The 26270-nt window shown below is 71.9% G+C and carries 26 protein-coding genes and 1 pseudogene; 15 read left to right on the plus strand and 12 right to left on the minus strand.

Features of this window, described 5'->3' with window-relative positions; translation table 11 throughout:
• Positions 1–9 precede the first annotated feature (9 nt).
• From OG303_RS14530 to OG303_RS14540, 3 genes are all read left to right on the plus strand, one after another.
• Positions 10–885, plus strand: a complete 876-nt coding sequence (locus tag OG303_RS14530) for an SCO0930 family lipoprotein (protein ID WP_405868587.1) — start codon at positions 10–12, stop codon at positions 883–885.
• 212 nt (positions 886–1097) lie between these two features.
• Positions 1098–3074, plus strand: coding sequence for a nitrate- and nitrite sensing domain-containing protein (locus OG303_RS14535; protein ID WP_405868589.1), 1977 nt, complete (start codon positions 1098–1100; stop codon positions 3072–3074).
• Complete coding sequence (locus OG303_RS14540; protein ID WP_405868590.1) at positions 3071–3490, plus strand: roadblock/LC7 domain-containing protein; 420 nt, start codon at positions 3071–3073, stop codon at positions 3488–3490. The genes OG303_RS14535 and OG303_RS14540 overlap by 4 nt, the downstream gene beginning before the upstream one ends.
• Positions 3491–3602: 112 nt before the next feature.
• Here the strand turns inward: OG303_RS14540 and OG303_RS14545 are convergent, their stop codons facing one another.
• Entirely contained in the window at positions 3603–4526 is a 924-nt protein-coding gene (locus tag OG303_RS14545; protein WP_405868592.1) for an LLM class F420-dependent oxidoreductase, read from the minus strand.
• A 238-nt stretch (positions 4527–4764) separates the two neighbouring features.
• Between OG303_RS14545 and OG303_RS14550 the strand changes: the two genes are divergently transcribed.
• On the plus strand, positions 4765–4944 hold the full coding sequence (locus tag OG303_RS14550; protein WP_405868594.1) for a hypothetical protein: 180 nt from the start codon (positions 4765–4767) through the stop codon (positions 4942–4944).
• 161 nt (positions 4945–5105) lie between these two features.
• Here OG303_RS14550 and OG303_RS14555 read toward each other — a convergent pair whose 3' ends face one another.
• The 4 genes from OG303_RS14555 to OG303_RS14570 all read right to left on the minus strand — a co-directional run bounded on the left by OG303_RS14555 (position 5106) and on the right by OG303_RS14570 (position 7864).
• Positions 5106–5576, minus strand: coding sequence for a DUF6099 family protein (locus tag OG303_RS14555; RefSeq protein ID WP_405868596.1), 471 nt, complete (start codon positions 5574–5576; stop codon positions 5106–5108).
• Positions 5577–5753: 177 nt separating this feature from the next.
• On the minus strand, positions 5754–6116 hold the full coding sequence (locus OG303_RS14560) for a nucleotide pyrophosphohydrolase (RefSeq protein ID WP_405877265.1): 363 nt from the start codon (positions 6114–6116) through the stop codon (positions 5754–5756).
• Positions 6117–6136: 20 nt separating this feature from the next.
• A complete protein-coding gene (locus OG303_RS14565) occupies positions 6137–7399 on the minus strand; it encodes an ATP-binding protein (protein ID WP_405868598.1) in 1263 nt (420 codons plus the stop codon).
• A 75-nt stretch (positions 7400–7474) separates the two neighbouring features.
• The gene (locus OG303_RS14570) at positions 7475–7864 is read right to left on the minus strand and encodes a cell division protein SepF (RefSeq protein ID WP_405868600.1); all 390 of its coding nucleotides are present in this window, start codon (positions 7862–7864) and stop codon (positions 7475–7477) included.
• Between the two features lie 286 nt (positions 7865–8150).
• On the opposite strand from OG303_RS14570, the gene OG303_RS14575 reads away from it, so the two are divergent.
• Positions 8151–9866 carry a hypothetical protein gene (locus OG303_RS14575; protein WP_405877267.1) on the plus strand — a complete coding sequence of 572 codons (1716 nt, stop codon included), beginning with the start codon at positions 8151–8153 and terminating at the stop codon, positions 9864–9866.
• A gap of 9 nt (positions 9867–9875) precedes the next feature.
• Here the strand turns inward: OG303_RS14575 and OG303_RS14580 are convergent, their stop codons facing one another.
• A complete protein-coding gene (locus OG303_RS14580) occupies positions 9876–10391 on the minus strand; it encodes a YceI family protein (RefSeq protein WP_405868602.1) in 516 nt (171 codons plus the stop codon).
• 138 nt (positions 10392–10529) lie between these two features.
• Between OG303_RS14580 and OG303_RS14585 the strand changes: the two genes are divergently transcribed.
• Positions 10530–11042, plus strand: coding sequence for a MarR family winged helix-turn-helix transcriptional regulator (locus OG303_RS14585; protein ID WP_405868604.1), 513 nt, complete (start codon positions 10530–10532; stop codon positions 11040–11042).
• 84 nt (positions 11043–11126) lie between these two features.
• On the opposite strand, the gene OG303_RS14590 is transcribed toward OG303_RS14585, so the two are convergent.
• Together OG303_RS14590 and OG303_RS14595 are read right to left on the minus strand one after the other, a co-directional pair.
• Positions 11127–11861 carry a YcnI family protein gene (locus OG303_RS14590; protein ID WP_405868606.1) on the minus strand — a complete coding sequence of 245 codons (735 nt, stop codon included), beginning with the start codon at positions 11859–11861 and terminating at the stop codon, positions 11127–11129.
• 39 nt (positions 11862–11900) lie between these two features.
• Positions 11901–12500 carry a hypothetical protein gene (locus tag OG303_RS14595; protein WP_405868608.1) on the minus strand — a complete coding sequence of 200 codons (600 nt, stop codon included), beginning with the start codon at positions 12498–12500 and terminating at the stop codon, positions 11901–11903.
• Positions 12501–12606: 106 nt separating this feature from the next.
• On the opposite strand from OG303_RS14595, the gene OG303_RS14600 reads away from it, so the two are divergent.
• Together OG303_RS14600 and OG303_RS14605 are read left to right on the plus strand one after the other, a co-directional pair.
• On the plus strand, positions 12607–13074 hold the full coding sequence (locus tag OG303_RS14600; protein WP_405868610.1) for a DUF5990 family protein: 468 nt from the start codon (positions 12607–12609) through the stop codon (positions 13072–13074).
• Between the two features lie 62 nt (positions 13075–13136).
• Positions 13137–13328 (plus strand): annotated as a pseudogene (locus OG303_RS14605) (DUF6153 family protein); the annotation flags it as partial.
• Positions 13329–13537: 209 nt separating this feature from the next.
• On the opposite strand, the gene OG303_RS14610 reads toward OG303_RS14605, so the two are convergent.
• The 3 genes from OG303_RS14610 to OG303_RS14620 form a co-directional block, all read right to left on the minus strand.
• Positions 13538–14002 (minus strand): hypothetical protein, encoded by a 465-nt coding sequence (locus tag OG303_RS14610; protein ID WP_405868611.1) that lies wholly within the window; start codon positions 14000–14002, stop codon positions 13538–13540.
• A 192-nt stretch (positions 14003–14194) separates the two neighbouring features.
• The gene (locus OG303_RS14615; RefSeq protein ID WP_405868613.1) at positions 14195–15169 is read right to left on the minus strand and encodes an XdhC family protein; all 975 of its coding nucleotides are present in this window, start codon (positions 15167–15169) and stop codon (positions 14195–14197) included.
• A gap of 13 nt (positions 15170–15182) precedes the next feature.
• Positions 15183–19340, minus strand: coding sequence for a molybdopterin-dependent oxidoreductase (locus OG303_RS14620; protein ID WP_405868615.1), 4158 nt, complete (start codon positions 19338–19340; stop codon positions 15183–15185).
• A 537-nt stretch (positions 19341–19877) separates the two neighbouring features.
• On the opposite strand from OG303_RS14620, the gene OG303_RS14625 reads away from it, so the two are divergent.
• The 6 genes from OG303_RS14625 to OG303_RS14650 all read left to right on the plus strand — a co-directional run bounded on the left by OG303_RS14625 (position 19878) and on the right by OG303_RS14650 (position 25159).
• Positions 19878–20561 carry a helix-turn-helix transcriptional regulator gene (locus OG303_RS14625; protein ID WP_405868617.1) on the plus strand — a complete coding sequence of 228 codons (684 nt, stop codon included), beginning with the start codon at positions 19878–19880 and terminating at the stop codon, positions 20559–20561.
• Between the two features lie 251 nt (positions 20562–20812).
• Positions 20813–21442, plus strand: coding sequence for a hypothetical protein (locus OG303_RS14630; RefSeq protein WP_405868619.1), 630 nt, complete (start codon positions 20813–20815; stop codon positions 21440–21442).
• The gene (locus OG303_RS14635; RefSeq protein WP_405868621.1) at positions 21439–22776 is read left to right on the plus strand and encodes a CopD family protein; all 1338 of its coding nucleotides are present in this window, start codon (positions 21439–21441) and stop codon (positions 22774–22776) included. The genes OG303_RS14630 and OG303_RS14635 overlap by 4 nt, the downstream gene beginning before the upstream one ends.
• Positions 22777–22834: 58 nt before the next feature.
• The gene (locus OG303_RS14640) at positions 22835–23842 is read left to right on the plus strand and encodes a plastocyanin/azurin family copper-binding protein (protein WP_405868623.1); all 1008 of its coding nucleotides are present in this window, start codon (positions 22835–22837) and stop codon (positions 23840–23842) included.
• A gap of 106 nt (positions 23843–23948) precedes the next feature.
• The gene (locus tag OG303_RS14645; protein ID WP_405868625.1) at positions 23949–24464 is read left to right on the plus strand and encodes a hypothetical protein; all 516 of its coding nucleotides are present in this window, start codon (positions 23949–23951) and stop codon (positions 24462–24464) included.
• Positions 24452–25159 carry a plastocyanin/azurin family copper-binding protein gene (locus tag OG303_RS14650; RefSeq protein ID WP_405868627.1) on the plus strand — a complete coding sequence of 236 codons (708 nt, stop codon included), beginning with the start codon at positions 24452–24454 and terminating at the stop codon, positions 25157–25159. The genes OG303_RS14645 and OG303_RS14650 overlap by 13 nt, the downstream gene beginning before the upstream one ends.
• A gap of 107 nt (positions 25160–25266) precedes the next feature.
• Here OG303_RS14650 and OG303_RS14655 read toward each other — a convergent pair whose 3' ends face one another.
• Entirely contained in the window at positions 25267–25452 is a 186-nt protein-coding gene (locus OG303_RS14655; RefSeq protein ID WP_405868629.1) for a hypothetical protein, read from the minus strand.
• 360 nt (positions 25453–25812) lie between these two features.
• Between OG303_RS14655 and OG303_RS14660 the strand changes: the two genes are divergently transcribed.
• Positions 25813–26259 (plus strand): Fur family transcriptional regulator, encoded by a 447-nt coding sequence (locus tag OG303_RS14660; RefSeq protein ID WP_405868631.1) that lies wholly within the window; start codon positions 25813–25815, stop codon positions 26257–26259.
• Positions 26260–26270 lie beyond the last annotated feature (11 nt).

Genomic DNA, 26270 nt, shown 5'->3' on the forward strand with positions numbered 1-26270 from the left:
GGTACAGCCATGCGCGCATTCACCTACGTTCCGGTCGCGTTGACGTTGGCGGCGGTCATGTCGACGGCCGCGTGCGGGAGTTCACAGGTTCCGGCCTCTGAGGCGAACGCCGCGGTCGCGGCCGCGGCCGCGACCACCGTCCAGGACGCCGGGGCCCAGCCCACCCAGGCGGGCCGGCTGAGCGTCTGGCAGAGCGCCGAACTGGGCCCGGTCGTGACCGACGGCGCCGGATTCACCCTGTACCGGTTCGACGACGACACGGCCTCACCACCGGCCTCCACCTGCACGGGCGACTGCGCCGCGGTCTGGCCACCGGTCCCCGCGGACGGGGCCACAGCGGGACAGGGCATCGACTCCGCGCTGCTCGGCTCGGTCACCCGGCCCGACGGCACCAGGCAACTCACCGTGGCCGGCCGACCGATGTACCGCTACACGCAGGACACCCAGCCACGCCAGGCCAATGGGCAGAGCGTCGGCGGGACCTGGTTCGCCACGGCACCCGACGGAAAGCGGGCCGGCCGAACGGAGAAGCTGCCCGCGCTCTCCACGGTGGCCGACCCGAAGCTCGGCGACATCGTCCGGGACGGCAAGGGCCGTACCCTCTACCGCTTCACCAAGGACACCGCCTGGCCCATGAGGTCCAACTGCCAGGGCGACTGCCTGAAGCTGTGGAAGCCGGCCGAGCCCGTGGACGTGCAGAACCTCAAGGGCATCAAGTCCAAGCTGATCAGCACCTACACCCGTCCGGACGGCGAAAAGCAGCTCTCGCTCAACTGCTGGCCGCTCTACTGGTACACCGGCGACGAGAACCCCGGCGACACCCTCGGCCAGGGCATCGGCGGCACCTGGTTCGCGGTCCGGGCCGACGGCGAACTCTCCAAGTGACGTGCCGGGAGCCGAACCGCGCCGATCCCGACGAGCGCGGTCACAGTCTCCCGGCCCCCGGTGTGAGCGCCACGCAACTGAACCTCCCACACGGCCTAACAGACCGGAAACCGCCCGGCGCGACGGTCGGACTAGCGTCGTGACACATGAGGGTGTGGGAGCGGTGGCAGCCAGTACGGCCGATGCCCGGCTGGCGCAGTATCAGGGGCCGGGTGGCGGTGGTCATCACGGTTCCGATCTGCCTGCTGCTGGCGGTCGCCGGTCTCGCCGTGAACGGCCGGGCCGAGGCCCTCGGCGACGCCCGGACGACCCGCGCCGAGGTCGGACTCAGCCTGCGGGTCCAGGCCCTGGTGCACCAGCTGCAACGCGAACGGGGCCTGACCAACGGCCTGTTGGGCGGTGAGAAGGAGTTCCGCACGCCGCTGACCGCCACGCGCACGCGCGTCGACACGGCGCTGCGCTCGATGCGCGGCGAGAGCGCCGTCGAGGGCGTCGTCCGCAAGCGTCTGGGACGTCTCGCCGGCATCCGCGCTGCTGCCGACCGGGGAAGCGCCGACCGGGCCGCGACGCTCACCTTCTTCACCACCGCCGTCGACGCCCTGAACGCCGTCGACCCGGTGGCGCGGACCGCGACGCGCGCCGACGGTCGACTGAGCGACGGGCTCGCGGCGCTGAGGGAGCTGGCCGCGGCCAAGGAGTCCGTCGCCCTCGAACGCGGGCTCCTCAACGGCGTGTTCGCCGAAGGAGCCTTCCACGGCCGTGAGTACCTCACCTTCACCGAGGTCCGCGCCACCCGCGTCGCCGCCCTGGCGCGCTTCCGGCAGCTCGCCACCGCACCCCAGCGCGCGGCCCTGAAGAAGGCCTTCGCGACCGAGGACGCCCAACGCGCCACCGCCTACGAACGTCGGGCGGAGGACGCCGCCGACGGCTCCGCGCTGCGTGCCGACGCCGGCACCTGGTGGACCGCGATGACCGTGCTCGTCGACGATCTGTACGCCGTCCAGCAGTCGGTCGGTGACGCTGTGCGGGACCGGGCCGACCGGCTCAGCCACGACGCCGAGACGGACCTCGCCGCCTACCTCGTCGCGGGAGCGCTCATGGCCGCGCTCGTCGCCGGCCTCGCCGCTTTCGCCTCCCGTTCCCTCACCCGCCCGCTCCGCGCGCTCGCCGAGGCCGCCCACGACGTGGCGCGGCACCGGCTGCCCGCGACCGTCGCCCGTATCCAGCAGTCTCTGCAGGACCAGGCGGAGCTCCTCCCGCCGGCGGACGACGCCCCGGACACCCCCGATGCGCAACGGCTGGGCGGTACGGCGGAGATCGCCGCGGTCGCGGCTTCCCTGCACCAGGTGGAACACACCGCCCTCCACCTGGCCGCCCAACAGGCCGGCCTGCGCCGCAACACCACCGAATCGCTCGCCAATCTCGGCCGCCGCAACCAGAACCTCGTGCGCCGCCAACTCGGCCTCATCACCCGCCTGGAACGGCAGGAACTCGACCCGGACGCCCTCGCCGAACTCTTCGAGCTCGACCACCTCGCCACCCGTATGCGGCGCAACGCCGAGAACCTGCTGGTCCTGGCCGGGCAGAATCCACCGCGGCCGACGGCGGCACCGGCCGACGGACTGGAAGTCGTCCAGTCCGCCGTCGCCGAGGTGGAGCAGTACCCGCGGGTGCTGATCGCGGCCGTGGAGCCGGTGCGGGTGCGTGGGCACGCCGTCGCCGATGTCGCCCATCTCCTCGCCGAACTCATCGAGAACGGGCTGACCTTCTCGCCGCCGGCCGAACCCGTCGAGGTGCACGGCTGGTACGACACCGAGGACGACACGTACTGCTTCGCCGTCGTCGACCACGGCGTCGGCATGTCCGAAGCCGACAAGGAGCGCGCCCACGCCCGGTTCTCCGGCTCCGGGGAGGAGGCCCTCCTCGCCGCGCCCACCCGGTTCCTCGGCCACCTCGTCGTCGGGCGCCTGGCCCACCGCCTCGGCGAAGGCACCCAGGTCCACCTCTTCGACACCGCCGGCGGCGGCGTGTCCGCGCTCCTCGCCCTCCCCGGGCGCCTGCTCGCCCCCGCCGAGAGCCCCTCCGCCGCACCTCCGCCCGCCAGGCCCGCCGTGTCCTCGCTGCTCAACGGTTTCCGAGCAGGGATCGCTCGCGCCGAAGCCCGAACCACTCAAGGAGCGTCATCGTGACCACCGCCGTCCAGAGTTTCGGCTGGCTCATCTCGGAGTTCGTACGCACCGCCGACGGTGTCACCGACGCCGTCGCCGTCTCCTCCGACGGCCTGCTCATGGCCGCCTCGGACAGCCTCGGCCGCGATCGCGCCGACCACCTCGCCGCCGTCGTCTCCGGCATCACCAGCCTCGCTCAGAACGCGGCGACGACACACGGCTTCCGCGGCATGAAACTCGTCATGATCGAAATGCTCGGAGGCTTCCTCATGGTCGGCCGCATCCGCGACGGAAGCTGCCTCGGCGTCCTGGCCGCCGAGGGCTGCGACGTCGGCCTGGTCGGCTACGAAATGGCCGTACTCGCCGACCGCGCAGGCGAGTTGCTCACCCCGCAGCTGGTTCGCGAACTCCACTCCGCACCCGTGGCGGCGCGATAGCCGGTCATGAGTTCCTGCTGCGGAGAACCTCTGCGGGCGGGTGGCCGGATTGGGTCGCCGTACGTGCGAAAGCCCCCAGGGTGGTGATCCTGGGGGCCTCGGCGCTTCGTGGTTACGACAACTGCGACTGGACCTCGGAGGAGATCTGTTCCAGGTGGTCCAGGTCGGTGAGGTCGAGGACCTGGAGGTAGAAGCGGCGGGAGCCGATCTCCGCGTAGCGGCCGATCTTGTCGACGACCTCGGACGGGGTGCCCGCCAGGCCGTTTTCCTTCAGTTCGTCGACCTCGCGGCCGATCGCGGCGGCGCGGCGGGCGACCTCCTGGTCGTCCTTGCCGACGCAGACGACCAGGGCGTTGGAGTAGGTGAGGTCGCCGGGCGCCCGGCCGGCCTCCTCGGCGGCGGCGCGGACCCGGGCGAACTGGCGCTCGCTGTCCTCGATCGAGGCGAACGGCATGTTGAACTCGTCCGCGAAGCGTGCTGCCAGGCGCGGGGTGCGGGTCGCGCCGTGGCCGCCGATCAGGACCGGGATCCTGTCCTGGGCGGGCTTGGGCAGCGCGGGCGAGTCGGTGAGGTCGTAGAACTTTCCGTGGAAGTCGAAGGTCTCGCCGATCTTCGTCTGCCACAGGCCCGTGACGATCTCGAGCTGCTCCTCGAGACGGCCGAACTTCTCCTTCGGGAACGGGATGCCGTACGCCTTGTGCTCCTCCTCGAACCAGCCTGCGCCGAGGCCCAGTTCGACACGGCCGCCGGACATCTGGTCGACCTGCGCGACCTGGATGGCGAGCACGCCGGGCAGGCGGAAGGTGCCGGCGGTCATCAGGGTGCCGAGGCGGATGCGCCTGGTCTCACGGGCCAGGCCGGCCAGGGTGAGCCAGGCGTCGGTGGGGCCGGGCAGGCCGTCCGCGGAGCCCATACGGAGATAGTGGTCGGAACGGAAGAATGCGTCGAAGCCGAGGTCCTCGGTGGCCTTCGCCACGGCGAGCAACGTGTCGTAGGAGGCCCCCTGCTGGGGCTCGGTGAAGATGCGAAGATCCATGCCTCCATCCTGCACGCCCGGGTGCCGGTCAACCCCACTGGTCCCCCCGACCACTCCCGTCCTCGGTCGGGTGAAAATCCGTCAACGCCGCGCCCGGGGCGCTCTCGCCCCAGTGACCCGGCCCGGTAGTGATCGTTGCTCGTGCGGAGCCGGACCGCCCGGCGCCCGCACCGGCCTGTCGTCGCCGGAGTGTCACCCACATGGCCTCCCCGCGGGGCCTGGGGCCGAGGAGGCCGTCATGTCCGAAGAGTCCGTTCCGCAGCAGGGCGGGGGCGCCGGCCGGCCGAAGGGATTGCTGCAGCAGATGGAGGAGCTGATGGCGGCGCTGAACGCGGACCTGTCGGCACTGGACGCGGACCTGCAGTCGGCGGGGCGCGGCACACAGGAGGGTGAGGTCGGCCGAGGTCCCGGCCGCTAGGGCCCTTCTGATGGATCTCCGTGGAAGAAGGAGCGGCGTTCGGTGCGTGCGATCGGCGTGCGGCGTGGAGGGTCAGGTGGCGGAGCCACCTGGCCCTCCACGCCGTGCGGTGAGCGTGCGTGCCGAACGCCGCGACGCCGCGGAGATCCATCAGAAGGGCCCTAACCCGCCTCCTTCTCCGGTAACGCCTCCTCCCGGTCCGCGAGTCTGCGCAGCATCTCCCGCACCCGGTCCCTGGATTCGTCCGCCGCGTCGATGGCCTCCATGCACTGCCAGTAGGTGCCCTCCTCGTCCGCGGCGCAGGCGAGACCCACAAGCGCGATGCCCACCTCGCCCAGGAGGCCGCCGAGGCAGAGCAGGGCCTGACGGGCGTCGCCCAGGTCGGTGAGCTGGGCCGCGCGCAGGTCCTCGGTGGCGAGGTGCGGGGTGTCCAGTACGCCGCAGCCGCGGCCCGCCAGCTCGGTCAACCCCAGTGCCTCGCCCCGCAGTTCGGGTGGGCCGCTGACCGCGAGGCGGCTGCCTATCGCCTGTGCGAGAGCCTGCGCCTGCCACACCTCCGTCATCGTCTCCGGCGCGCCGCCGCTCCCCGCCAGGGCCCGTCTGCTCGTCACGATGAGCCGCACAGCGTCCATGCGCTGCCCCCGTCTGTCACGACGCGCTGCCCGCACGTCCGCCCGAACTCCGTTGTCCACTACCCAGAGTGAGGGCGTGCGGGACGAAACGCCAGAGGTAGACGGAAATCTGTGGACAACAAATCGGTTTCTGGCGGGATTTTGACTCCGGAGAGTGAAAGTGGACTGAACAGCTCCCTACGGCGCCGGAAACCTCCGCTCGTTGCGGTCGATCTTCGCGTCCAGCGCCGTCAGCGGGTCGATGCCCAGCACCTCGCACAGCTGCAGCAAGTAGGCGAGCACATCGGCGACCTCGTCCGTCACGCGGTGCGCCGTGTCCGGGTCGTCCATGACCCGGGACGACTCCTCCGGCGTCAACCACTGGAAGATCTCCACGAGTTCGGAGGCCTCCACACTGAGCGCGGCGACGAGGTTCTTGGGGGTGTGGTACGGCTGCCAGTCGCGGGCGGCCGCGAAGTCGGCGAGCCTGCGCTGCAGTTTCGCCACGTCGGGGGGTTCGTGCGGGGGTTCGTGCGAGAGCTCACGCGAGGGTTCGTGCAGGGGTTCGCCCAGGGGATCGGTCACGGTTCCAGGTGTACCACCGTGACTCCGTCCGCCCCGTCGGTCCCGTCCGTCCCGTGGACGGCGTCCACCCCGGCGACCCACGACGCGTCGCTCACCGCCGCCACGAGGCGGATGTGACCGCGTCCGCCCATCCGCGCGGCCAGCCGCAGCAGTTCCCGTCGCTGCCGCGGGTCGAGTGAGCGGTCGAAGCCGTCGGCGAGGACGGTGAGCGTCTGCATGGCCGCGGGCACCTCCCCGGCGGCGTCCACCTCCAGGACGCCCGGCCCGGTGAGCAGGACCAGGGCGAGGGCCACGTACCTCAACTCGCCTTCGCCCAGGCGCCGCAGGGCCGTCCGGAAACCGTCGCCGCGGTCGAGCAGGGCCCGGACGGTCCCGTCGCCCAGCGGCTCGGCGAGCACGTCGGCCACGGGCCCCGCGCATCCGGCGCGCACCGCGTCGACGAGCTGGGCGTGCCGTCGCCGGCACTCGGCGCGGGTGCGCCACAGGACGTCGGCGAGGTTGTCGCAGCCGCCGAGGAGCCGGCCGGAGCCCAACGGCACCGGGGCCCGCATCCGACCGGGGCGCGGATCGCAGGCGAAGACGGACCGCAGGGCGACGACCATCTGCTCGGCGGCGGCGAGCACGCGGCGCTGTCCGTCGGTCTTGCCGGCCACGCGCAGGGGCAGCAGTGCGGTGCCGAGCCGGTCGTCGGGCAGCGGGGCCCGCGTCACGGGTGCCGAACCGGCGGTGTGCCAGGCGGCCTGCACAGTGCGGCGGGAGGGGTCGCGCAGGGCGGTCTCCAGCAGGACCAGCCCGCCGGCCGTCAACCGCTCCCCCACGATGCGCAGTTCGGGCTCGGCCTGCACGGCGACGTCGAGCCGGACCGGCCCCTCGGGCCCGTCGGCCGTAGCGCCGATACGGAACCCGCGCCGCCGCTGCGCGTCGGGCCGCGCCCGCTCGGGCACACAGGCACCCGGATCGGGAAACGCCTCCCCCACCTCGGCACCCCCACCGAGCCGGGCCAGCGCCTCGTACGCCCGCAGCGCACTCGTCTTCCCGCACCCACTGGCCCCGGCGAACAGCGTCACCGCCCCGAGCCCGAAGCTCACCCGCCGATGCCCCGCAAAGGCGGACAGCCGCAACTCGGCGACACAGGGCCGATGAGACCCCGCGACATCCGGTTCCGGCGGCGGGCCCGGTTCCGGGGGCGGCATTCCGGATGGGTCCCAGGCGGGTGAGCCGTATGTCTTCGTCTCGGGTGGCACAGGTGACGCGGTCATTTCCGGACCGTAGGGCTCCGGCCGGGAGGCGAACCGTTACGGCGTCGGGAGCTTCCTACGATCGGGGGATCATGCTCACGTACCGGACACGCCAGCGCTTTCCGTGAGGCCGCTGACCTCGGTGTCCGCCGGGGTCAGCAGGAAGACGTTGCGGTCGACGCGGTGCATGCCGCTCGCCAGGCCGAAGACGACTCCGGTGCTGAAGTCGAGGACCCGCTTGGCGACTTCGGGCTCCGCGCTGCTCAGGTCGAGCAGGACGGGGATGCCGGCCATCAGCGTCTCGGCCACCTCGCGGGCGTCGGCGAAGACGTTGACCCTGAGAACCACGAAACGGCGGCGCACCTCCGTGTCGGAATCCGGGAGCGAACGATGCCCCACCGCGGACGGCCAGGCGTCGCGCCCACGCAACGGCACCACCTGGGCGAGCCCTTCCCACTGCTCATCGGTGACGTCGTGGCTGTTCACCGGTTCCCCCCGAACTGACCGAACTGACCCGCACTCATTGCCTGCACCAGCCAATTCTTACGCCAAGTCACCCGTTCGGCCCAACAGCGACACGATCCGCCACCGTCACAACCGTTTTCGCGGCGATCGACACAGGTCTGGTATGACCGGTTTCCTGCCCGATCGAGGCTTCTTACCTGGCTCACACCGGACTCTTCACCTCCCCCGACATCTCGCTCACCGGGCCCGACTAGCGTCCCGTGACGTGCACTTGGCAGAAACACAGCTGGTGGCACCCGGCCGGCGGATGCAGTCGGCGGTGTCCGCCGCCCCGGAACCCCCCGCCCAGTGGCATCGCGTCCTGACACTGCTCGCGGACGTCAGCCTCTTCATCGGCACGCGTTCGGTGTGGACGCAGGCGGCCAGTCACCGGCTGCCCGTGGCCGCGGTGATCTCGGTCTGCTACGCCTCGATCCTCGTGTGCGGAGTACTGACGCTGGTGGTGCGCAGAGCCCGGTCGCTGGCGCGTCTGGACCTGTGCGTCCTGGTGACCGCCGTGGCCCTCGCGCTGTGTACGTGGGTCATGAATCACGGCGGTTCCGACGAGGCGCTGCTGACCACGCAGGCCGCCAAGGAGCTGGTCGCCGGGCACGCCGTCTACGGGCATCCGTGGCCCTGGCTCTTCACCCGCGGCGTCGCCCTCACCCCGACGATCACCGGCGGCTACGACTTCACGTACGGCTATCCGCCCCTGGCCCCCCTCCTCACCGTCCCCCTGCTGTGGCTCGGCCACGGCGGCGCCCCGGCGACGGCGGTGAGCACCGGCGCACTCGTCGTCGGCACGGTCGTGCTGTGGCGGATGCTCCCCGTGCAGTGGCGGTCGGCGGCGACCATGGCCTGCCTCGGCTTCGGTTTCCTCCCGACGTACGCCCGGCTCGGCTATCCGGCGATCACGGCGCTGGCCCTGCTGATCCCGGTGGTGGTGCGCTGGCCGCGGATCGGGCGGGGCGGGCGCCTGGGGGCGGCCGGTGTGGCGCGGGCCGCCTGTCTGGGCGCCGCCTGCGCGGCGCAGCAACTGCCGTGGTTCCTGGCGCCGTTCCTGCTGGCCGGGATCTACGCGGTGCGCCGGGGCGAGCTGGGCGGACGCGCGGCGACGTTCGTGATACTGCGGATCGCCGGCGTTGCCGCCACCGTGTGGCTGCTGATCAACACGTACTTCCTCGTGAGCGAACCGGGCACCTGGATCAGCGGCATCGCGCTGCCGCTGATCCAGGGGGCGACGCTGCACGGGCAGGGCCTCGGGGACATCTCCCTGTACTTCACCAACGGCAGCGACCGGCTCGACTGGTACTCGCACGCCAGCCTGCTGTTGGCCGCGGCCCTGCTCGCGCTGCTGGTCCTGTTCATGCGCCGCCTGGGACCCGCGGCGACCGTCCTGCCCTGGTGCGCCTTCTTTCTGGCGACCCGTTCCCAGGACGGCTACTACCTGATGATGACGCCGCTGTGGCTGGCGGCGGCGGTGACCGCTCCCCCGTCGGAGTTCGTCCGCGCCTGGCAGCCGCGCCCGCGTCCGCTGAAGGGCCCGTACCGCCGTACGGCACTGATCGCGACGTCCGCGCTCCTGGTCTCGCCGGCGCTGGTGAGCGCCGCCGTCGCGGTCACCGGTTCGCCGCCGCTGCACCTGCGGGTCACCGCGGTGCGACGGCTGTCGGCGAACGTCATCTCACGGCTGACCCTCCAGGTCACGAACGTGGACGACACCGCCCTGACGCCGCACTTCATGCTGACCACGAACCAGGGCTCGAGCAAGTACTGGTCGCTGGTGCGGGGCCCGGCGACGGTTCCCGCCCACAGCACCGTACGGATCGAGATCAGGCCCGCCGCCGGGAAGTACGCCCTGCGCACTCAACCGAGCACCCGTGTCCGCCTGCGGGCCTTCACGGCGACGCCGCAGACCCTGTCCAGTGCCGACGTCCGGCTGGTGACCCCTACTGCCGACTCCCGGTCCCACCGGGCCGGTTGACGCAGGCTCTCAGGCCGCCGTACGTACGAAGCGGAGCGTGGCGGCGACCGTGGTCAGGCCGCGGATCATGCCCATCTGGTTCCAGTCGAGGCCGAACTCGGAGCGGTCCACGGTGAACTCCGTGTCCAGGGTGAGCGCGTCGGAGTCCGCGCCGACCAGGCGTGCGGTGAGGGTCTGCGGACGGCTGATGCCGCGCACGGTCAGCTGACCGGTGACCTCGACGGTGTCGGCGGCCCGGACCTGCGCACCACGGACGGCGAAGGCGATCTCGGGGTGGCTCGCGACGTCGAAGAAATCGGCGGAGCGCAGGTGCTCGTCACGCTTCTTGTTCTTGGTGTCGAGGGTGGCCGCGTCCAGGGTCAGGGTGCCCGTGGCGGAGCCGTCGGGCCGCACCTCGCCCTGTCCGCCGACGGCGCCGAAGGTTCCCTTGACGGTGACGAGGCCCCACATCGTCTTGTGGCGCAGGGCGACGGTGGAGGCGGCGGCGTCGAGCTGCCACACACCGGTTTCGACGGCGACGGTCATGATCTTCTCCAGGGAGTGCCGAGCGGGGAGCCAGCCACGGAATGATTCAAATTTGGATGACTGCACTGCACGCTAGTCCATTATCCAAATCTGGACAACCACCTCGTCCAAAATTGAACAACGGGTAGACTCGGCACCATGGCCGACCCCGAGGAGCACCCCACCGACCTGCCCGAATGCCCGTCCGCGCAGGGTGCGGGACTGCTGCCGAGGGAACTGCGGGCCTGGATGGTGATGCTGGCGGCCGTGGGGGCGGTGGAGCAGCGGCTGGGCTCCGTCGTGAAGGAGCGGCTGGACGTCTCGCACGACGAGTTCCTGATCCTCTGCCTGCTCGCCGAGCAGCCCAGGGCGGGTCTGCGCATGACGCGCATCGCGGAACTCCTCGGCCGCCCCAAGACCCGGCTGACCTACCAGATCGCCTGTCTCCAGCACGCCGGGCTCGTCACCCGCAAGTCGGTCTGCGGCGACAAGCGGGGCGTCGAGGTCGCCCTCACCGACAAGGCCCGCCGTCTCCTGGAGGAGGCCTCCGGCACCCTTGCCGCGACGGTCACCGGCGCCCTCTCCCACGTCATGGGCCCGGACCAGCACGAGGCGATGTACGGTCTGCTGCCGGACCTCGCCGCGGAGCCGGCCAAGCCCGAGGCGCGGTAGGAGTCGAAGGGCGGGTGGGCCCCTTCCCGCTCGGACGGTACGCCCCGTGGGCTGCGGCGGTGCGGGCCGCCGCAGCCCGGTCGGCTACTGAGCCCCGCCGGAGCGGCTCCGCACGATCGCGAACGCCGCCGCTGCCAGGCCCAGTACGCCCACGATCAGTCCGGCGACACCGAGCCCGCGGGCGGTGGAGTCGCTGCTGTCGGAGGCGGCGGCCGACGTGGAGTTCTTCGCCGCCGTCGCGGAGGCGGCCGACGTGCCGGCGTCGTCCGACGCCCCCTTGGCCGTCAGCTTGAGGACCGGTGCCGGGTTCTCCGGCTCCTCGTCGCCCTTCGCGGCCTCCTCGATCCAGCGGACGGTCTTGCCGTCGGAGTACGTCTGCAGGGTCTTGAAGGTCAACTGGGCGGTGTCGTCGGGCAGTTGACCGAAGGCGACGTTGAAGTCCTCGTACTGTCCGGCGCCAATCCTGCCGCCGGTCCAGGTGATCTCGGAGACGGCGTCGGTGATGGTGCCGTCGTCGGTCTTGACCGGAGTCTTCAGCTTCGTGTTCGTGACCTTGGCGGTCCAGCCCTCCTGCGGCGTGACGAGCACGCCGAGGACGGGGTGGTCGGTGGGCAGGAAGACCTGCACCTTGGTGGTGCTTGCCGTGTCCTCCTCGTTGGGGACGCGGAAGGTGAGGACGCCGTCCGTGGCGCCCTTCGCGTAGCTCTCGGGGTGGACGGTGACGTGCGCGGAGGCGATGCCCGCGGCGGTCAGGACGCCGGCGGCGGCCAGAGCGGTGACGACGCCGACGCGGCGCAGGGTGGTACGTGCGCTGGACATGGGTGGGTGAATCTCCGTACTGGGGAAGGGATGTCGAGGTCAGATCGCGTACGACATCCCCGGCGGCGGGCCGCGCCGCTGCACCGCGTGCCGCAGCAGGAGCCGCCGCAGCGGCCTCGCACCATCGGCACACAGGCGTACGGCGTCCCGCGCGACCGGCAGGCGCCACGCCCCGGCGCGGACCTGCCACCAGGCCACCAGGCCCGGTACGAACGTGGCGGCCCGGCGCAGCAGCGACCACAGCGCGGCCTCGCCGCGCCGCAGCCACCAGGTCAGCACCACGGCCGCACCGACATGGGCGGCGGTGGCGTGCGGGGTCAGGGCGTGGGTGTGGGCCATGCGCATGCCGTCCATGCCCTGCATACCGCGCATGAGCGTCATGGCGTGCGGCCGTACGGCGTCGAAGGCGAGGTGCAGCCCGCCCTGGGCCGTCAGCGTCCCCGCGCCTATGGCGAACAGGGACCGCTCCCGGCCGCCCAGCAGATACCCGGCCCCGAAGAGCGGCACGAACCCGACGGCCTGCACCCCCACGGGCGGCGCCGTCCCGGTCGCCAGTGCGTGTCCCCCGGCGGCGAGCAGAACGCACAGCGCGGCGAACACCGCCGCGCGCAGCCCGCGTACCGAAGGAGACGCCTTCATGGCGCCCGATACTGCCACGCGCGGGGGCGGCCCCGCGCTGCGGATGGCCAAGCGCACAGGTGCAGACTGGAGTCCCGACCGGACGACGTGGCGAGGTGGTGAAGGGATGGCGGCGGACCTGCGCATCCGTATCGAGGGCGTCGACCTGCCCGGCCGCTCGTGCGGGCCCGACGACGGCATCCCGTCGTACACGAACATCCATGTGGCCGTGCAACGCCGGGACCGGCCGGGCGAGTTGCTCGACCCGCAGCCCGGCGACGCCTCGTCCGCGAGCTGGACCCTGGAGTGCGCGGTCACCGGTGCGGACGTCAAGGGGCCGTATGTACAAGGGCGTTCGGGTGGCCGGTTCGTCTATCTGTCGTGGGGGACGGTCGACGGCTCCGGTGCCTTCGACATGTTCCGGCGCGCGAAGCTGATGCTCGACGCCGTGCCCGCCGACGTGCTCGACACCGCCGTACGCGAGGGGCTGTTGGTGGGGCGTCTTGGGCTGACCGACGGGCACAGGCACCCGCTGTGCGCGCGGGTCGTGCCGCCGCGGATCACCTGGACCGCCGGGCCTGCCGTTCAGGGGTGAGCGTCGGTGTGCCCGGAGCGGGCTGCGCAACACGGGCGCCGTGACAGCCCGCGCTACTGGGCATGCAGGCCCTGGCGCCCGGCGGCGCCGTCCACCACGAGGCCGCTCCCCGGCACATGACGGCGGCGGTCGCCATGCACGCCGACTGCAGGGGCGACGACTGCGGCGGCGGCCATGTCCAGCACGCCGACCAGATGTGTGCGTCGGCGGCGCTCAGCGGCGGGCCGACGCTGCCCGTGCCCGTCGCCGACCCGGTGACCGTGCCGGTACCCGCCGACATCGCCTGCCCGTACGCGGGCACGGCCCCGGACGGCGCAGATGGCGAAGACGGAGAAGGCCAAGGGCGTCTACTCCCCCGCCACCTCCATGGCCGGCGACATCGTCAGTGGACAGACCGCCGAGATCACGGAGATGAACAAGCTCCTCGGCAAGGGCTGACCGTGCCCGAGGGAGGGGACTCCGCTCAGGCCCAGGAGCTGTAGCCGCCGTCCACCCGTATCGCCGTGATCCCGCTGATGTAGCGGGCCCCGCAGCGGTCCTGCGGCAGCACCAGCTGGGATCCGGCGCGGTCGAGCGGGGTGTCGTCGATGCTCACCGCGAGCAGCACGGGCGCATGCGCGAAGTCGGGGTCGATCTCGGCCCAGGACAGCAGGGCGTGATGACCGTCCGTGCCGGTGACGGCGATCAGGAAGCGCAGCCGGTCCTTGCGCCGGGCGGGGTCGAAGCCGGGGCCCGCGTCGAACAGCACGTCGTACAGGAGCGGCCCGGCGAAACGGTGGTGCTGCACCCCGCTGGTCCGGCACTCGAAGGCGACCCGCGCCCGGTGCTGCGGCCAGCCGAGCAGGTCGGGCACGGTCAGTCGGGCCGGGCGGGCGAGATCACCGGTCAGGGCGAGCTCGGCGACCGGCTGCGTCAGGGTCTGGCTCACGGGCTACCACCTCCCGGGTGACGGTACCCGGCAGGGCGCTCCCCACAAACGCACATGCACACCAAAACCAGCGATGCCCAAGCTCATGCGATGCCACAAGGCACTCACACCTTGCATTTGCGGTCGAAGAGATGCCCGGCGAGAGGGATGTTGATGAGGGGAATGCCGGTGAGGGGGGATGCCGGTGAGGTGCTATCGGTCCAGGGCCGACAGCACCTCCGCGCAGATCGCCAGCGCCGTCTCCGTCGGAGTACGCGCGCCGATGTCGAGGCCGATCGGGCCGTGGATGCGCCCGAGGAGCTCGTCGTTCAGGCCCGCCTCCACGAGCCCGGTGGCGCGGCGCTCCTGGGTGCGGCGGGAGCCCAGAGCCCCCACGTACGGGAGGCCCGAGGTCAGCGCGGTGTGCAGGGTGGGGACGTCCACGTCGGGCTCATGGCTGAGCATGATCAGGCAGGTGGCCGCAGGACGCTCGGCGAGCAGCTCGGCGGCGTCCCGCGCGGCCGCCGTGACCGTGGCACCCCAGCCGAGCAACTCCGCCTGGGCGACGAGGAGTTCGGCGAGTTCGCCGCCGCCTACGATGACGAGGCGGGGGACCGCGGGGCAGGTCTCGATGAGGACGAGTCCGGCGTCCGTGGAGTGCACCTCGCGGTCGGCGCGATGACGGGCGAGCAGGTCGCGGGCACGCGCGGCGGCCTGCGGCGGCAGGTCCGGGTCGTCCGGCGGCGGGCCCGGGGTGACCACGGTGCTCACGGCACGGACGCGCCGCTCGTCGAGCCAGGTGATCAGCGCGGCGTCGGCGCCCGCGGCGAGCAGCTGCCACCAGCGGGCGGGGACGGCGGGCAGCGGCTGCAGCAGGATCTCGGCCTGTCCCCCGCAGGTCAGCCCCGCCTCCTTCACCCCGTCCTCGTGGACGGACACCGCGCACACACGGGCGGTGTGCCCGGGCGGGAGCGCGGCGGCCTCGGCGGCCAGCTGCCGGTCGAACGCACCCCCGTAGAGGGTGCCGTGGCAGGTCCCGTCCGCGTCGATCAGGAGCGCGTCGGCCGGGCGCCTGGGCCCGAAGCCCCGCTCGGTGACCGGCCGCGCGAGGACCGCCGTACGGCCGCCGGGGCCACCCTCCCTCAGAGGGGGGACCCCCAGCCGTGCCATGTCCGCCAGTTCACGCATGTGCCCAGCGTAGTCAGTACACGTCCCGCACGTACCTTTTGTCGGTGGTGAGCTGCTTGACGTAGACCGCCGCGCCCGTCTCGTCCAGGCCGCCGTGCACCACGGCGATGTCCTTGAGGGCCTGGTCGACGTCCTTGGCCATGCGGGAGGCGTCGCCGCAGACGTAGAAGTGGGCGCCGTCCTGGAGCCAGGACCACAGCTGCGGGCCGTGTTCGCGCATACGGTCCTGGACGTAGACCTTGGCCCGCTGGTCGCGGGAGAAGGCGGTGTCCAGACGGTCGAGGGTGCCGTCGGCGAGGAAGCCGGTGAGCTCGTCCTCGTAGTAGAAGTCGGTGGCCCGGTGCTGCTCGCCGAAGAACAGCCAGTTGGGGCCCCGGTGGCCGAGGGCGCGGCGCTGTTCCAGAAAGCCGATGAAGGGGGCGACTCCGGTTCCGGGGCCGACCATCACCATCGGCGTACTCGGGTCGGCGGGCGGACGGAAGTGCGCGGAGCGCTGCACGTGGACGGGGACGGGGGTGTCCGGTTCGGCGTCGGCCATGAACGGGGAACAGACGCCCTGGCGGGGGCGGCCGTCCAGGTTCTCGTAGCGGACGACGGAGACGGTCAGGGAGACCAGGTCGGGGTCGGTCAGCGGGCTGGACGATATGGAGTACAGGCGGGGCTGCAGGCGGCCCAGCACCTCGGCCCACTCCTGGGCGTCGGCCCGGACCCCGTGCTCGGCGACCACGTCCACGGCCTGCCGGCCCCAGGACCACTTCGCCAGCTCGCCCTTGTTGTCCGGGCGCAGCAGCTTCTTCAACTCCCTTGGGTCGTGGGCCCGTTCGGTGACGAAGCGGAGCAGGCCCGGGGTGATGCGGGTGATGTCCAGGTGGCGCAGGAGGGCTTCGCCGACCGGGACCTCGCCGGCACCGTTCAGGTCGACCGCGGTGTCGGTGTCCAGGCCGGTCACGGACAGCCATTCCTCCACCAGGGCACGGGAGTTGAGGGGGCGGACGCCGAGCGCGTCACCCGCCTCGTAGCGGAGCGGGGTCTCGCTGTCGCGGGTGTCGAAGGTGAACCGGCGGACCTCCTTGCCCGCGCCGGGAAGGCTCAGCAGGCGGTTGCCGGTGAGGCGGGCGGTGACGGGGGCGGGCTTCTTCGGACGGGGAGCGGGCGGTGTCGTGGCGGAAGCGGCCGGAATGGCCGGAGGGAGGCCGGATGCCTGTTCCGGAGCCCCGGTCGGGGCCGGCTCCGATGTGTCCGCCAGCGCGCCGAGCACCTGGTCGAGCCAGGCGTGCGCCGCGTCCTCGTAGTCGGGCTCGCAGTCCGTGCGCGGTGCGAGGCGCAGCCCGCCGAGCTCGTCCAGGCGCTGGTCGAGGCGGCGGCCGTGGCCGCAGAAGTCGCCGTACGAGGAGTCCCCGAAGGCGAGGACGGCATAGCGGCGCCCGTCCATGCGCGGGGTGTCGGGCGCGGCCAGGGTCTCCCAGAATCCGGCGCCGTTGTCCGGGGCGTCGCCGTCGCCGAAGGTGCTCGTGATCACCAGCAGGTCGGCCTCGGCGGGCAGCGCGGCGGGGTCGGTGTCGTCCATGCCGACGAGGGACGCGGCGTGGCCGATCGTGGTGAGCCGCTCGGCGGTGGCGGCCGCGAACTCCTCGGCGTTGCCGGTCTGCGAGGCCCAGAGGATCACGACCTCCCGGCGCGGCTCGGCCACCGCACCGGACGGCACCGCGAGGGGGGCCGCCGACCGCGAGTACATCCCGGCGAGCACGCCGTTGACCCACAGCGCGTGCTCGGGGCTGAAGGGCGCGGACGGCGGCAGCACCGGCACGCCGGGGGCGCCGGACGGGATGCCCGCGAGGAACCCGACGAGGTACTGCCGTTCCTGCGCGGTGAGCGCGGGCGGCGCGGCGGGCGCAAGCCCGAAGGGATCGGCGGCCGGAAGGGACAGGGGCGCGGGTACGAGTGCGGGTGCGACCTCAACTGCCGGTTCCACGACCGGCGTACGCACCGTCACCGGGGTCGACACCTTCGTCAAGGACACCGCGCACACCTTCAACTCGGGCTGGAAGGAGAGCGGATCGACGGCGTCACTCGTCACGGCGTTGACGCTCAGATACTCGCCGAACAGGTCGTTCCAGTGGAACGGCGCGAAGCAACTCCCGGGCCGCACCCGGTCGGTGACCACCGCGGGCAGCACGGCCCGCCCGCGCCGCGAGGCGACCTCCACCGAGTCGCCGTCGGTGACACCGAGGCCGGCGGCGTCCTGCGGATGGAGTTCGACGAAGGGGCCGGGGTTGAGCTTGTTCAGCTTGGGCACCTTCGCCGTCTTGGTCAGCGTGTGCCACTGGTGCTGCAACCGCCCGGTGTTCAGTACGAACGGGTAGTCGTCGTCGGGCATTTCGGCGGCCGGGATGTGCGGGCGGGCGAAGAAGGCGGCGCGACCGCTCGCGGTGGGGAAGGTGAGGGAGCCGTCGTCGTCGACGTACCGGATGGGGTTTCGGTCGGGCCCGTCCTCGCTCGCGGCGGGCCACTGCACGGGCGTCTCACGCAGCCGTTCGTACGTCACCCCGCGCAGGTCCCATCCCGTCTTCGGGTTCCAGGCCTGCTTGATCTCCTCGAAGATCTCCTCGGCGCTCTCGTACGAGAACCCCTTCTCGTACCCCATCTCCCGGGCGACGGCCGCGATGATCCGCCAGTCCGCCGTCGCCTCGCCGGGCGGGTCGGCGGCGGGACGGGCGAGGGTGAGGTTGCGCTCGCTGTTGATCAGGACGCCCTCGGTCTCGGTCCACAGGGCGGCGGGCAGGACGACATCGGCGTACGCGTTGGTCTCGGTGTCGGCGAAGACGTCCTGCGTGACGACGAACTCGGCGGCCTCCAGGCCCTCGATGACCGTCTTGCGGTTGCCTACGGAGGCGACGGGGTTGGTGCAGATGATCCAGCAGGCCTTGATCTCCCCGTCGGCCATCTTCCGGAACATCTCGACGGTGCCCTTGCCGACGCCGTCGGCGCGCAGGCTGCCGGGCTCCAGCTCCCACAACTCCTCTACGAACGCCCGCTCTTCGTCGACGAGCACGGACCGCTGACCGGGCAGCCCCGGACCCATGTAGCCCATCTCCCGTCCGCCCATGGCGTTGGGCTGACCGGTGAGGGAGAAGGGACCGCTGCCGGGGCGGCAGATGGCACCGGTGGCGAGGTGGAGATTGACCAGGGCGTTGGTGTTCCAGGTGCCGTGCGTGGACTGGTTGAGACCCATGGTCCAGCAGCTGGTCCACTCCCCGGCCTCGCCGATCAGCCGGGCGGCCTCGCGGATGTCGTCCTCGGGGATGCCGGTGATCTCGGCGACGGCGGCGGGCGGATAGTCGGCAAGGAAGTCGGGCATCGCGTCCCAGCCGTCGGTGTACCGCGCGATGAACTCCGGGTCGGTGTGCCCGTTCTCGTACAGGAGATGCAACAGCCCGTTCAGCAGGGCCAGGTCGGTGCCCGGTTTGATCTGCAGGAACAGGTCGGCCTTCTCGGCGGTGGCGCTGCGGCGCGGGTCGACCACGACGAGCTTGGCGCCGGCCGACTTCACCCGGTCCATCATGCGCAGGAAGAGGATGGGGTGGCAGTCGGCCATGTTGGAGCCGATGACGAAGAAGACGTCGGCCTTGTCGAGGTCCTGGTACGAGCCGGGCGGTCCGTCGGCGCCGAGCGACAGCTTGTATCCGGTGCCCGCGCTGGCCATGCACAGCCGCGAGTTCGACTCGATCTGGTTCGTCCTGACGAACCCCTTGGCCAGCTTGTTCGCCAGGTACTGCGCCTCGAGGCTCATCTGCCCGGAGACGTAGAAGGCGACGGCGTCGGGACCGTGCTCGTCGATGACGGACCGCAGCCTCCGGGCGGTCTCCCCGACGGCCGCGCCCACGGCGTCCGGCACGGGCTCCTCGCCCCGCTCGTGCCGGACCAGGGCCGTGCTGAGCCGTCCGGGAGCGGCGAGCAGGTCGGCGGTGGTCGCACCCTTGGTGCACAGCCGGCCGAAGTTCGCCGGGTGCTCCTTGTCGCCGGACGCTTTGAGGACCGTACGGCGTCCGTCCGGTCCGAGCCCGACATCCAGCACGATGCCGCAGCCCACACCGCAGTACGAGCAGACCGTCCGCACCTTCGTCGCCTTCGTCGTGTCGGCGTTCCGCGAGTCCGGCGCGACCACGGGCACCCCCTGTCTCTCCTGATCGTCCCGTGCGAGTCGAGCTTCCGTGACCGTACGAAATGCCCATTACACGGGTGTCTCCTGAGCCGGTCATCAGGGGTTACGCCCGGCGCACAGGGGTGGGGCGGGCAGTGTGAGAGGGGGATGCGGCGAACTCCGGGGCGGTGACGCTGCCCCTTTCAGGGGCGCGGCTGTATCGATGTGCGGCTCCGACGCGTGGGCGCGGCCGGCCGCGGACGCCCGCCGTCGATCGACCGCCGTGCCGTCGCCAGCTGCGGGTTCGTCGTGGCCGGTCGCGCAGTTCCCCGCGCCCCTTCGGGGGCGCGGTCGAACCGCCGTGGACTTCAACAGGTGGCCGGATACGGCCAGGGCGGCGGCGGAGAGCGTCGGTGGCCCATTGCCGACGCTCTGCCCTCCCGCATGGCCGCCGCCCTGCCGAGGTCCCCTCACCTCCGAGGCATTTCACCAACAAGTGTTGGTCTTATTCGGGTGGGGGTCAAGGGAGGCGACGCAAGGACTGCCGGTCGGAGTTACCGTGAGCGCGTGACGTCCGATTCGACCGCCGGCGCGGCGGAGCCTCCCCGCGTCGACCCGATGGCCGCGCTCGCCGTCCTCGGCGACGAGTCACGGCGGCAGCTGCTCGACTTCGTACGGCGGGCCCGGCGGCCGGTGACCCGCGAGGAGGCGTCGGCGGCGGTCGGGATCTCCCGCAAGCTCGCGGCCTTCCACCTCGACAAGCTGGTGGCCTCGGGCCTGCTCCAGGCCCGGCACGGCGGCAACGGCCCACGCCGGGTGGGCCGCGCACCGAAGGTGTACGAGCCCAGCCCGCACGCCCTCTCCCTGAGCCTCCCCCCACGCCGCCACGATCTGCTGGCCTCACTCCTGACCGAGGCGCTGACGGCACAGAAGCCGGGGGAAAGCGCACAGGAGGCGTCTTTCCGCGTGGCCCGGGAGAGGGGCGAAGCTCTCGGCACCGAGACCCGCTCCGGCGATCTCACGGCCACCCTGGAATCGCTCGGATTCGAGCCCGCCGACGTGGGAGCCGGCCGCACGGTGCTGCACAACTGCCCCTTCCATCCGGTCGTCGCACAGGCACCGGATTTGATCTGCGGCATGAACCACGCCTTCCTGAGCGGCTACCTCGCCGCCTCGGGACGGCCCGGGACCACCGCCGTACTGACCCCCCAACTGGGTATCTGCTGCGTCGAGTTGCGCACCGAGCGATAAGGCATATGCGTTCACGGTGATTTAGTGAAGAAGAAATGCCGTGCGCGTTCGAATTCACGATCCCTTCCGTTTCTTCACGGAATGCGGACGGAATGTAATGCGCCCATTGAGGCGGGGAGGTCCGATCTCACAGACCACCCCCGGTCGAAAATGAGGCAACGAAACGACCGATTAACGGACGCGTAGTCGTCGGGAATCGTCACCCCGGTCCACTCCTGTGCACCGCCGTTCACACAGCGTCAGGAGAGGCTATGTCCTTCTTCGCCAGGGCGTCCTGGCCAGGAGACCATCGCGACGAGCTCGTCGCGGGCGCGCTCGTCGCGGCCGTGGTCGTCGTACTCGGATACGCCTCGGGCATCGGCGCATCCCTACCGACCACCGTCGACACAGCGTCCCCGCCGACCGCCGGGACTCCGTCCCCGTCCCGCCAGCCCACGGCCGGCTCCGCCACCGGTCCCCCCGACACCTCCGCCGGGAATTCGGGATACGGATCGTCGGGCGGTTATTGGGCAGGGGGCGGCGACAGCGGAATTCCCGTGGCCGGTGACACGTCTGTGCCGAGTGGGGAAAACGGCCACGATCACGGTACGGGCGGCACAGGCGGCGGACACGGATCCACTCCGTCAACCTCCCCTTCCCCGACCCCGTCACCCACCTCTTCGGACAGCTGCGACGACGGCGAAGTGCGGCTCGTACAGCCGCTGTTGAACGGCGTGGTCACTCCGGTGACCGGTCTGCTGGACGGCCTGCTCGACTCGGCGTCCACCAGTCCGTCACCGTCACCCTCTCCGTCGTCGACGTCGGCCTCGACCGACACCCTCTCGTCGCTGTGCGTCGGCGTGGCCTCCTCGCCCTCGGTCCTCCCGGAGGTCCTGCCGTGAGACGCCGCGCACCGTCCCTGCTCGCCGCCCTCCTGACCGCGTTCGCGGCCCTGCTGCTCGCCGCACCCCCCGCCTCGGCCCACACCGAACTCGAGTCCTCCGCCCCCAAGAACGGCTCCCGCCTCGCGCACACCCCCACCACCGTGCGGCTCACCTTCAGCGAGCCGGTCGAACTGGCCGACGTACACGTCAAGGCGGCCGGCAAGCAACTGACCCTGTCCCGGGGCACGCACGGCAACGATGCCATCGAGGTCACCGTCCCGAAGTCCGCAGGCCTGGACCGCCTTGCCCTGGTTTGGCAGGTACTTGACATGGAGGACGGGCATCCCACATCCGGGACGCTCTCCTTCCGGCTCACGGCGAAGGCGAAGGCGGCGACGACGGCGAACCACGCGGCCGAAGCCTCGGCGGCGGTCCCGGAGCCTTCCGAGGCGGTGCACTCGGCCTGGGTCGCCGTGCGCTGGGCCGGCTACCTCTGTCTCGCCCTGTTCGTCGGCGGCCTGGCGTTCCTTGCGCTGCTCTGGCCACAGGGCGCGTGGGACCGTCGTACGCGCCGCATCCTCACGCTCTCCTGGATCACCGGCCTCGCGGCGAGCCTGCTCGCACCCGGGCTCCAGGGCGCGTACGGAGCGATGGGCACCCTCGGCGACGTACTCCGACCCGCCACCTACACCGACCTGTTGGCCACCGAGGTCGGCATCGTGGCCGCCTGCCGGGTGCTGATGTGGGTGCTCGCCGCCATCGTCCTGGCCGCCCTGCTGCAGGGCGGCGACCGGGCCGCGCGCTCGCCCGGCTGGCGCGTCGGCACCCTGGCGGTGGGCTTCGGGCTGCTGCGTACGACGAGCATGACCGGCCACAACTCCGAGGGCACACACCCCGGTTGGGGCGCCGTGGCCGACCTGGTCCATCTGCTCGGCGTCTCGCTGTGGCTCGGCGGTCTGACGCTGCTGCTGCTCGGGGTGCTGCCCCGGCGCCGTCCCGAGGAGCTGTCGTCCGTCCTGTCCGGCTACTCGACGCTGGCCGGAGTGTCGGTCGCGGCGATCGCCGCGGCGGGGGCAGTGCTGACCTGGCAGGTGGTCGGTTCGTTCGGCGCCCTGTTCCACACCGACTACGGGCGGCTCCTGCTGCTCAAACTCGCCGTACTGGCCGCCGTGTTGCTGATCGCCCAACGCAGCCGCGGCTGGGTGAGGACGCGGCTCGACATCGCCGTGCTGCTGCGCGGCGACCGCGCCACCGTACGGCCCTTCGTGCACTCGGTCGCGGCCGAGACGGGGCTCGTCCTCGTCGTTCTCGCCGCGACGAGTCTGCTGGTCACGTCCGCCCCCGGCCGCTGACCGGCGCCTGTCCCACCCCGCTCCCCTCCAAGGGATCTCACAAGGGAGACGCACCACCATGCACACAGAAGAAACCACCGCACCCCCGCGCCACGGGCGCTCCCGCGTGGGCAACCGGGTGCTGATCGCCACCGGCCTCGGCGCGGGCCTCGCGGCCGTCGCCGGCCTCGGCCTGCTCCAGGCATCCGCCGGGGCCTCGACCCCGCAGACCGCCGCACCGGCGGCCGAGGCCCAGTCGATGTCGGACATGGACCACTCGGCCACCAAGGCCGCTGCGGCCGACTACACGATCGAGATCAAGGACTACAAGTTCGCCCAGCCGAAGCTGACGGTGAAGGTCGGCCAGACCGTGAAGTGGGTCAACGAGGACTCCGCTCCGCACACGGTCACCACCACCAGCGGCCCGGCCAAGTTCGACTCCGGCACGCTGAACAAGGGCGACAGCTGGTCGTACACCTTCACCAAGGCCGGTACGTACGAGTACTACTGCGCGGTCCACCCGGACATGACGGCGTCGGTCACGGTGGTCGCGGACGACAGCGGCGGCAGCACCGGCGGTTCCACCGGGGGCTCCACGGGCGGGTCGACCGGTGGGTCCACCGGCGGCAGCACGGGCGGCTCCACCGGTGGCAGCACGGGCGGTTCGACGGGTGGCTCGACCAGCGGGGGCAGCAGCTCCGGCGGCACCAGCGGCGGGGACGGCGGCGACGAGCAGTGCGTCAGCGTCCAGCAGGTCCTGCTGCCGATCCTGCAGCACATCAACAAGGCGCACCTGGAGCAGTCCCCGGGCCAGCAGGTCCAGGACGCGCTCCAGCTCGACAGCTACATCAAGATGCACACCGTCTGGCTCGAGTCGATCCTCACCCCGGCGGTGAACGGCGGCGGCAGCGTGGCCGACGACACCCTCAGCGTGCTCCTGCAGCACATCAACTCCGCGCACCTGGAGGAGTCGCCGGGTCAGCAGATCGCGGACATCCTCAACCCCGACGCCTACGTGAAGATGCACACGGTCTGGGCCGAGCACCTGCTCGCCCCCACCGAGAACTACGTCACCAACTCCTGCTGACCTCCCTTCAGCAGGACGCGGCGGGCCGGCCGAGTCGCAGTCGGCCGGCCCGCCGCCGGCTCCATTCTTCCCGCCCGTCACTCCGCTCGCCCACCGAGGTGCCGAGATGACCACCGAAACCGTCCCCACCGCCGTCCTGCCCCCGCCCCGTCCGGGCCCCGCCTGGCTGCCCGACCCCGGCACGTACGGCGCCGCCCCGGACCGCTGCATCACCGAACTGACCGCCCGCTTCGGCCCGTTGACCACGTTGCGCCGCCGTCTCACCGCGCTCGCCGCCGACCTCACGGTCGCTCCCGAACCCGAAGACTGTGTCCTGAGCCTGGAGTTGGCGGGCCGGGTGCTGCGCGGCAGGGTCCTCACCTTCGTCAGTACGAGCATCACGCCGGAGGCCGACGGCTCCCGCCTGCGCGTCCTCGGCGAACTCGCCCTGGCCGACGCCCCCGCCCCGGCCGCGCTGACGCTCCGCGTCGTCGACCGCGCCGCCGACCGTCTCCTCGCCCTCGGCACCCTCGGCCTGCCGTACGGCCCGGTCCGCCGTACGACCGGCCTCACCCTGCCCCGCACCCGCCCCGCAGACCGCATCCGGCTGCTCGTAGCCGCGGAGTTCACATGCCCCGCCTGACCTTCCTGCGCACCCTGCTCGCCGCCCTCGTCGTGGCCGGCGCCGCCACCGTCCTGCCCGCCCCCGCGGCGCAGGCGGCCACCACCCACCAAGTCCTCATGTCCGGCTACGCGTTCAGCCCCCGCACCCTGACCATCACCGCCGGGGACACCGTCACCTGGACCAACCAGGACCAGGCACCCCACGACGTCAAGACCACCTCCGGCCCCGCGTCGGTCCACTCCCCGATGCTCGACAAGGGGGGCACCTGGAGCCACACGTTCACGACGCCGGGGACCTACGGCTACGTCTGCACCGTGCACCCGAACATGACCGCCCAGCTCGTCGTGCAACCGGCCGCGGCACCCGCCCCCACCGTCCACCGGCACCCGACGCCCGCCGCACCCACCACCCGGTCCGCCGCCACGATGCCGTCCATGCCCATGGAGCACTCCAGCAAGGCCGCCGCCCCCGCCGCCTCGAAGAAGAACGAGGGGTCCCCCTCGCCCACGGCCTCCACCTCCACGTCCGCCTCGGCTGCACCCGCGGCGGCACAGCCCGCCCTGGACACGCAGAACGCCGCGTCCGCCACCCGCCCCCTCAATCCCCTCCTTCTCCTGACCGGCGTCGTCGCGGGCGTCGCGGTCCTGTGCCTGCTGCTGGTCGGTTCCCGCTCGGCCACGGTTTCCCGGAACGACGAGCCGGGTACAAGCTGACTCACACCCGGCGCAGCACCACGAGCACGACCAGGAGCACGGTGGCGCCCGCGCTCATCCCGTGGGCGACGACCGCGGTGAGGGGGAAGTGGCGCTCGGCGGTCCTGTCACCGCGGGAGTGCCGCCCCGGGGCTGGGCAGCCGGCGCAGCAGCATCAAGAACCCGAACGCGGCGACGGCCGGCACCACGGCACAGGCCGCCCAGGCCGTGCCCCGCACCGCACCCGCACCCGCACCCGCCAGGTACGCCGTCCAGCAGGCCGGACCGGCGACGGCCGGCACCACTTGACCCACGACGCCACAGCGGCAGCCGCGTCGCACCCGGCGTGCGCTGCCGCAGGCCGCCGTGGCGGATCCGCACCGAGGCGAGACAGCCGCCCGGTCCCGCCGTCGGCAGCCACGCGCTCAGAACGAGGACACCCGCGCGGTCCGCCCCCTTCCGTCCCGTCACGGCACGTCCTGCCCGGCACACCGCACAGCGCTGCCGCGGGCCGGACATCCTTTCCCGGACTCACCCGTAGGCATGAACAGCGGTGCGAATCCGTGGCGTGGAGCCGCCGCTCCTGCGCTTCATCCGGCGTTCAGCCGGGCGCGCACAAACTTGGAGCGTTCGTTTTCTTGAACTGTTCGTGTTTATGCGGCTAGGTTGTCCCCATGACCGCGTCCCAGACCCCGAACACCGCCGCTGAGCTGCGCGGTGCCGGCCTGCGGGTGACGGCCGCCCGCGTCGCACTGCTCGAGACCGTCCGCGCCGGCGACCACCTCGGCGTCGAAGCGATCGCCTCGGGTGTGCGCGACCGCGTGGGCCACATATCCCTGCAGGCCGTGTACGAGGCCCTCCACGCGCTCACCACGGCAGGGCTCGTGCGCCGTCTCGAGCCGCCCGGCAGCCCGGCCCGGTTCGAGGGTCGCGTCGGGGACAACCACCACCACCTCGTCTGCCGGTCGTGCGGCGCCGTCGTCGACGTCGACTGCGCGGTCGGGCACGCCCCTTGCCTGACCGCCTCCGACGACCGCGGCTTCGCGGTGGACGAGGCCGAGGTCATCTACTGGGGCCTGTGCCCCGACTGTTCCAGCAAAGCCACCAGTTCAGCACCCTGATCCACCCAGTT

This window comes from Streptomyces sp. NBC_00005 (genome assembly GCF_045160215.1).
GTDB lineage: Bacteria > Actinomycetota > Actinomycetes > Streptomycetales > Streptomycetaceae > Streptomyces.

Bases quoted from the DNA above. Each gene is read 5' to 3' on its own strand.
- OG303_RS14530 (WP_405868587.1), top strand. From the start codon at position 10: ATGCGCGCATTCACCTACGTTCCGGTCGCGTTGACGTTGGCGGCGGTC.
- OG303_RS14545 (WP_405868592.1), bottom strand. From the start codon at position 4,526: ATGGATCTTCGCATCTTCACCGAGCCCCAGCAGGGGGCCTCCTACGAC.
- OG303_RS14550 (WP_405868594.1), top strand. From the start codon at position 4,765: ATGTCCGAAGAGTCCGTTCCGCAGCAGGGCGGGGGCGCCGGCCGGCCG.
- OG303_RS14555 (WP_405868596.1), bottom strand. From the start codon at position 5,576: ATGGACGCTGTGCGGCTCATCGTGACGAGCAGACGGGCCCTGGCGGGG.
- OG303_RS14565 (WP_405868598.1), bottom strand. From the start codon at position 7,399: ATGACCGCGTCACCTGTGCCACCCGAGACGAAGACATACGGCTCACCC.
- OG303_RS14575 (WP_405877267.1), top strand. From the start codon at position 8,151: ATGCAGTCGGCGGTGTCCGCCGCCCCGGAACCCCCCGCCCAGTGGCAT.
- OG303_RS14580 (WP_405868602.1), bottom strand. From the start codon at position 10,391: ATGACCGTCGCCGTCGAAACCGGTGTGTGGCAGCTCGACGCCGCCGCC.
- OG303_RS14585 (WP_405868604.1), top strand. From the start codon at position 10,530: ATGGCCGACCCCGAGGAGCACCCCACCGACCTGCCCGAATGCCCGTCC.
- OG303_RS14590 (WP_405868606.1), bottom strand. From the start codon at position 11,861: ATGTCCAGCGCACGTACCACCCTGCGCCGCGTCGGCGTCGTCACCGCT.
- OG303_RS14595 (WP_405868608.1), bottom strand. From the start codon at position 12,500: ATGAAGGCGTCTCCTTCGGTACGCGGGCTGCGCGCGGCGGTGTTCGCC.
- OG303_RS14600 (WP_405868610.1), top strand. From the start codon at position 12,607: ATGGCGGCGGACCTGCGCATCCGTATCGAGGGCGTCGACCTGCCCGGC.
- OG303_RS14615 (WP_405868613.1), bottom strand. From the start codon at position 15,169: ATGCGTGAACTGGCGGACATGGCACGGCTGGGGGTCCCCCCTCTGAGG.
- OG303_RS14630 (WP_405868619.1), top strand. From the start codon at position 20,813: ATGTCCTTCTTCGCCAGGGCGTCCTGGCCAGGAGACCATCGCGACGAG.
- OG303_RS14640 (WP_405868623.1), top strand. From the start codon at position 22,835: ATGCACACAGAAGAAACCACCGCACCCCCGCGCCACGGGCGCTCCCGC.
- OG303_RS14645 (WP_405868625.1), top strand. From the start codon at position 23,949: ATGACCACCGAAACCGTCCCCACCGCCGTCCTGCCCCCGCCCCGTCCG.
- OG303_RS14650 (WP_405868627.1), top strand. From the start codon at position 24,452: ATGCCCCGCCTGACCTTCCTGCGCACCCTGCTCGCCGCCCTCGTCGTG.
- OG303_RS14660 (WP_405868631.1), top strand. From the start codon at position 25,813: ATGACCGCGTCCCAGACCCCGAACACCGCCGCTGAGCTGCGCGGTGCC.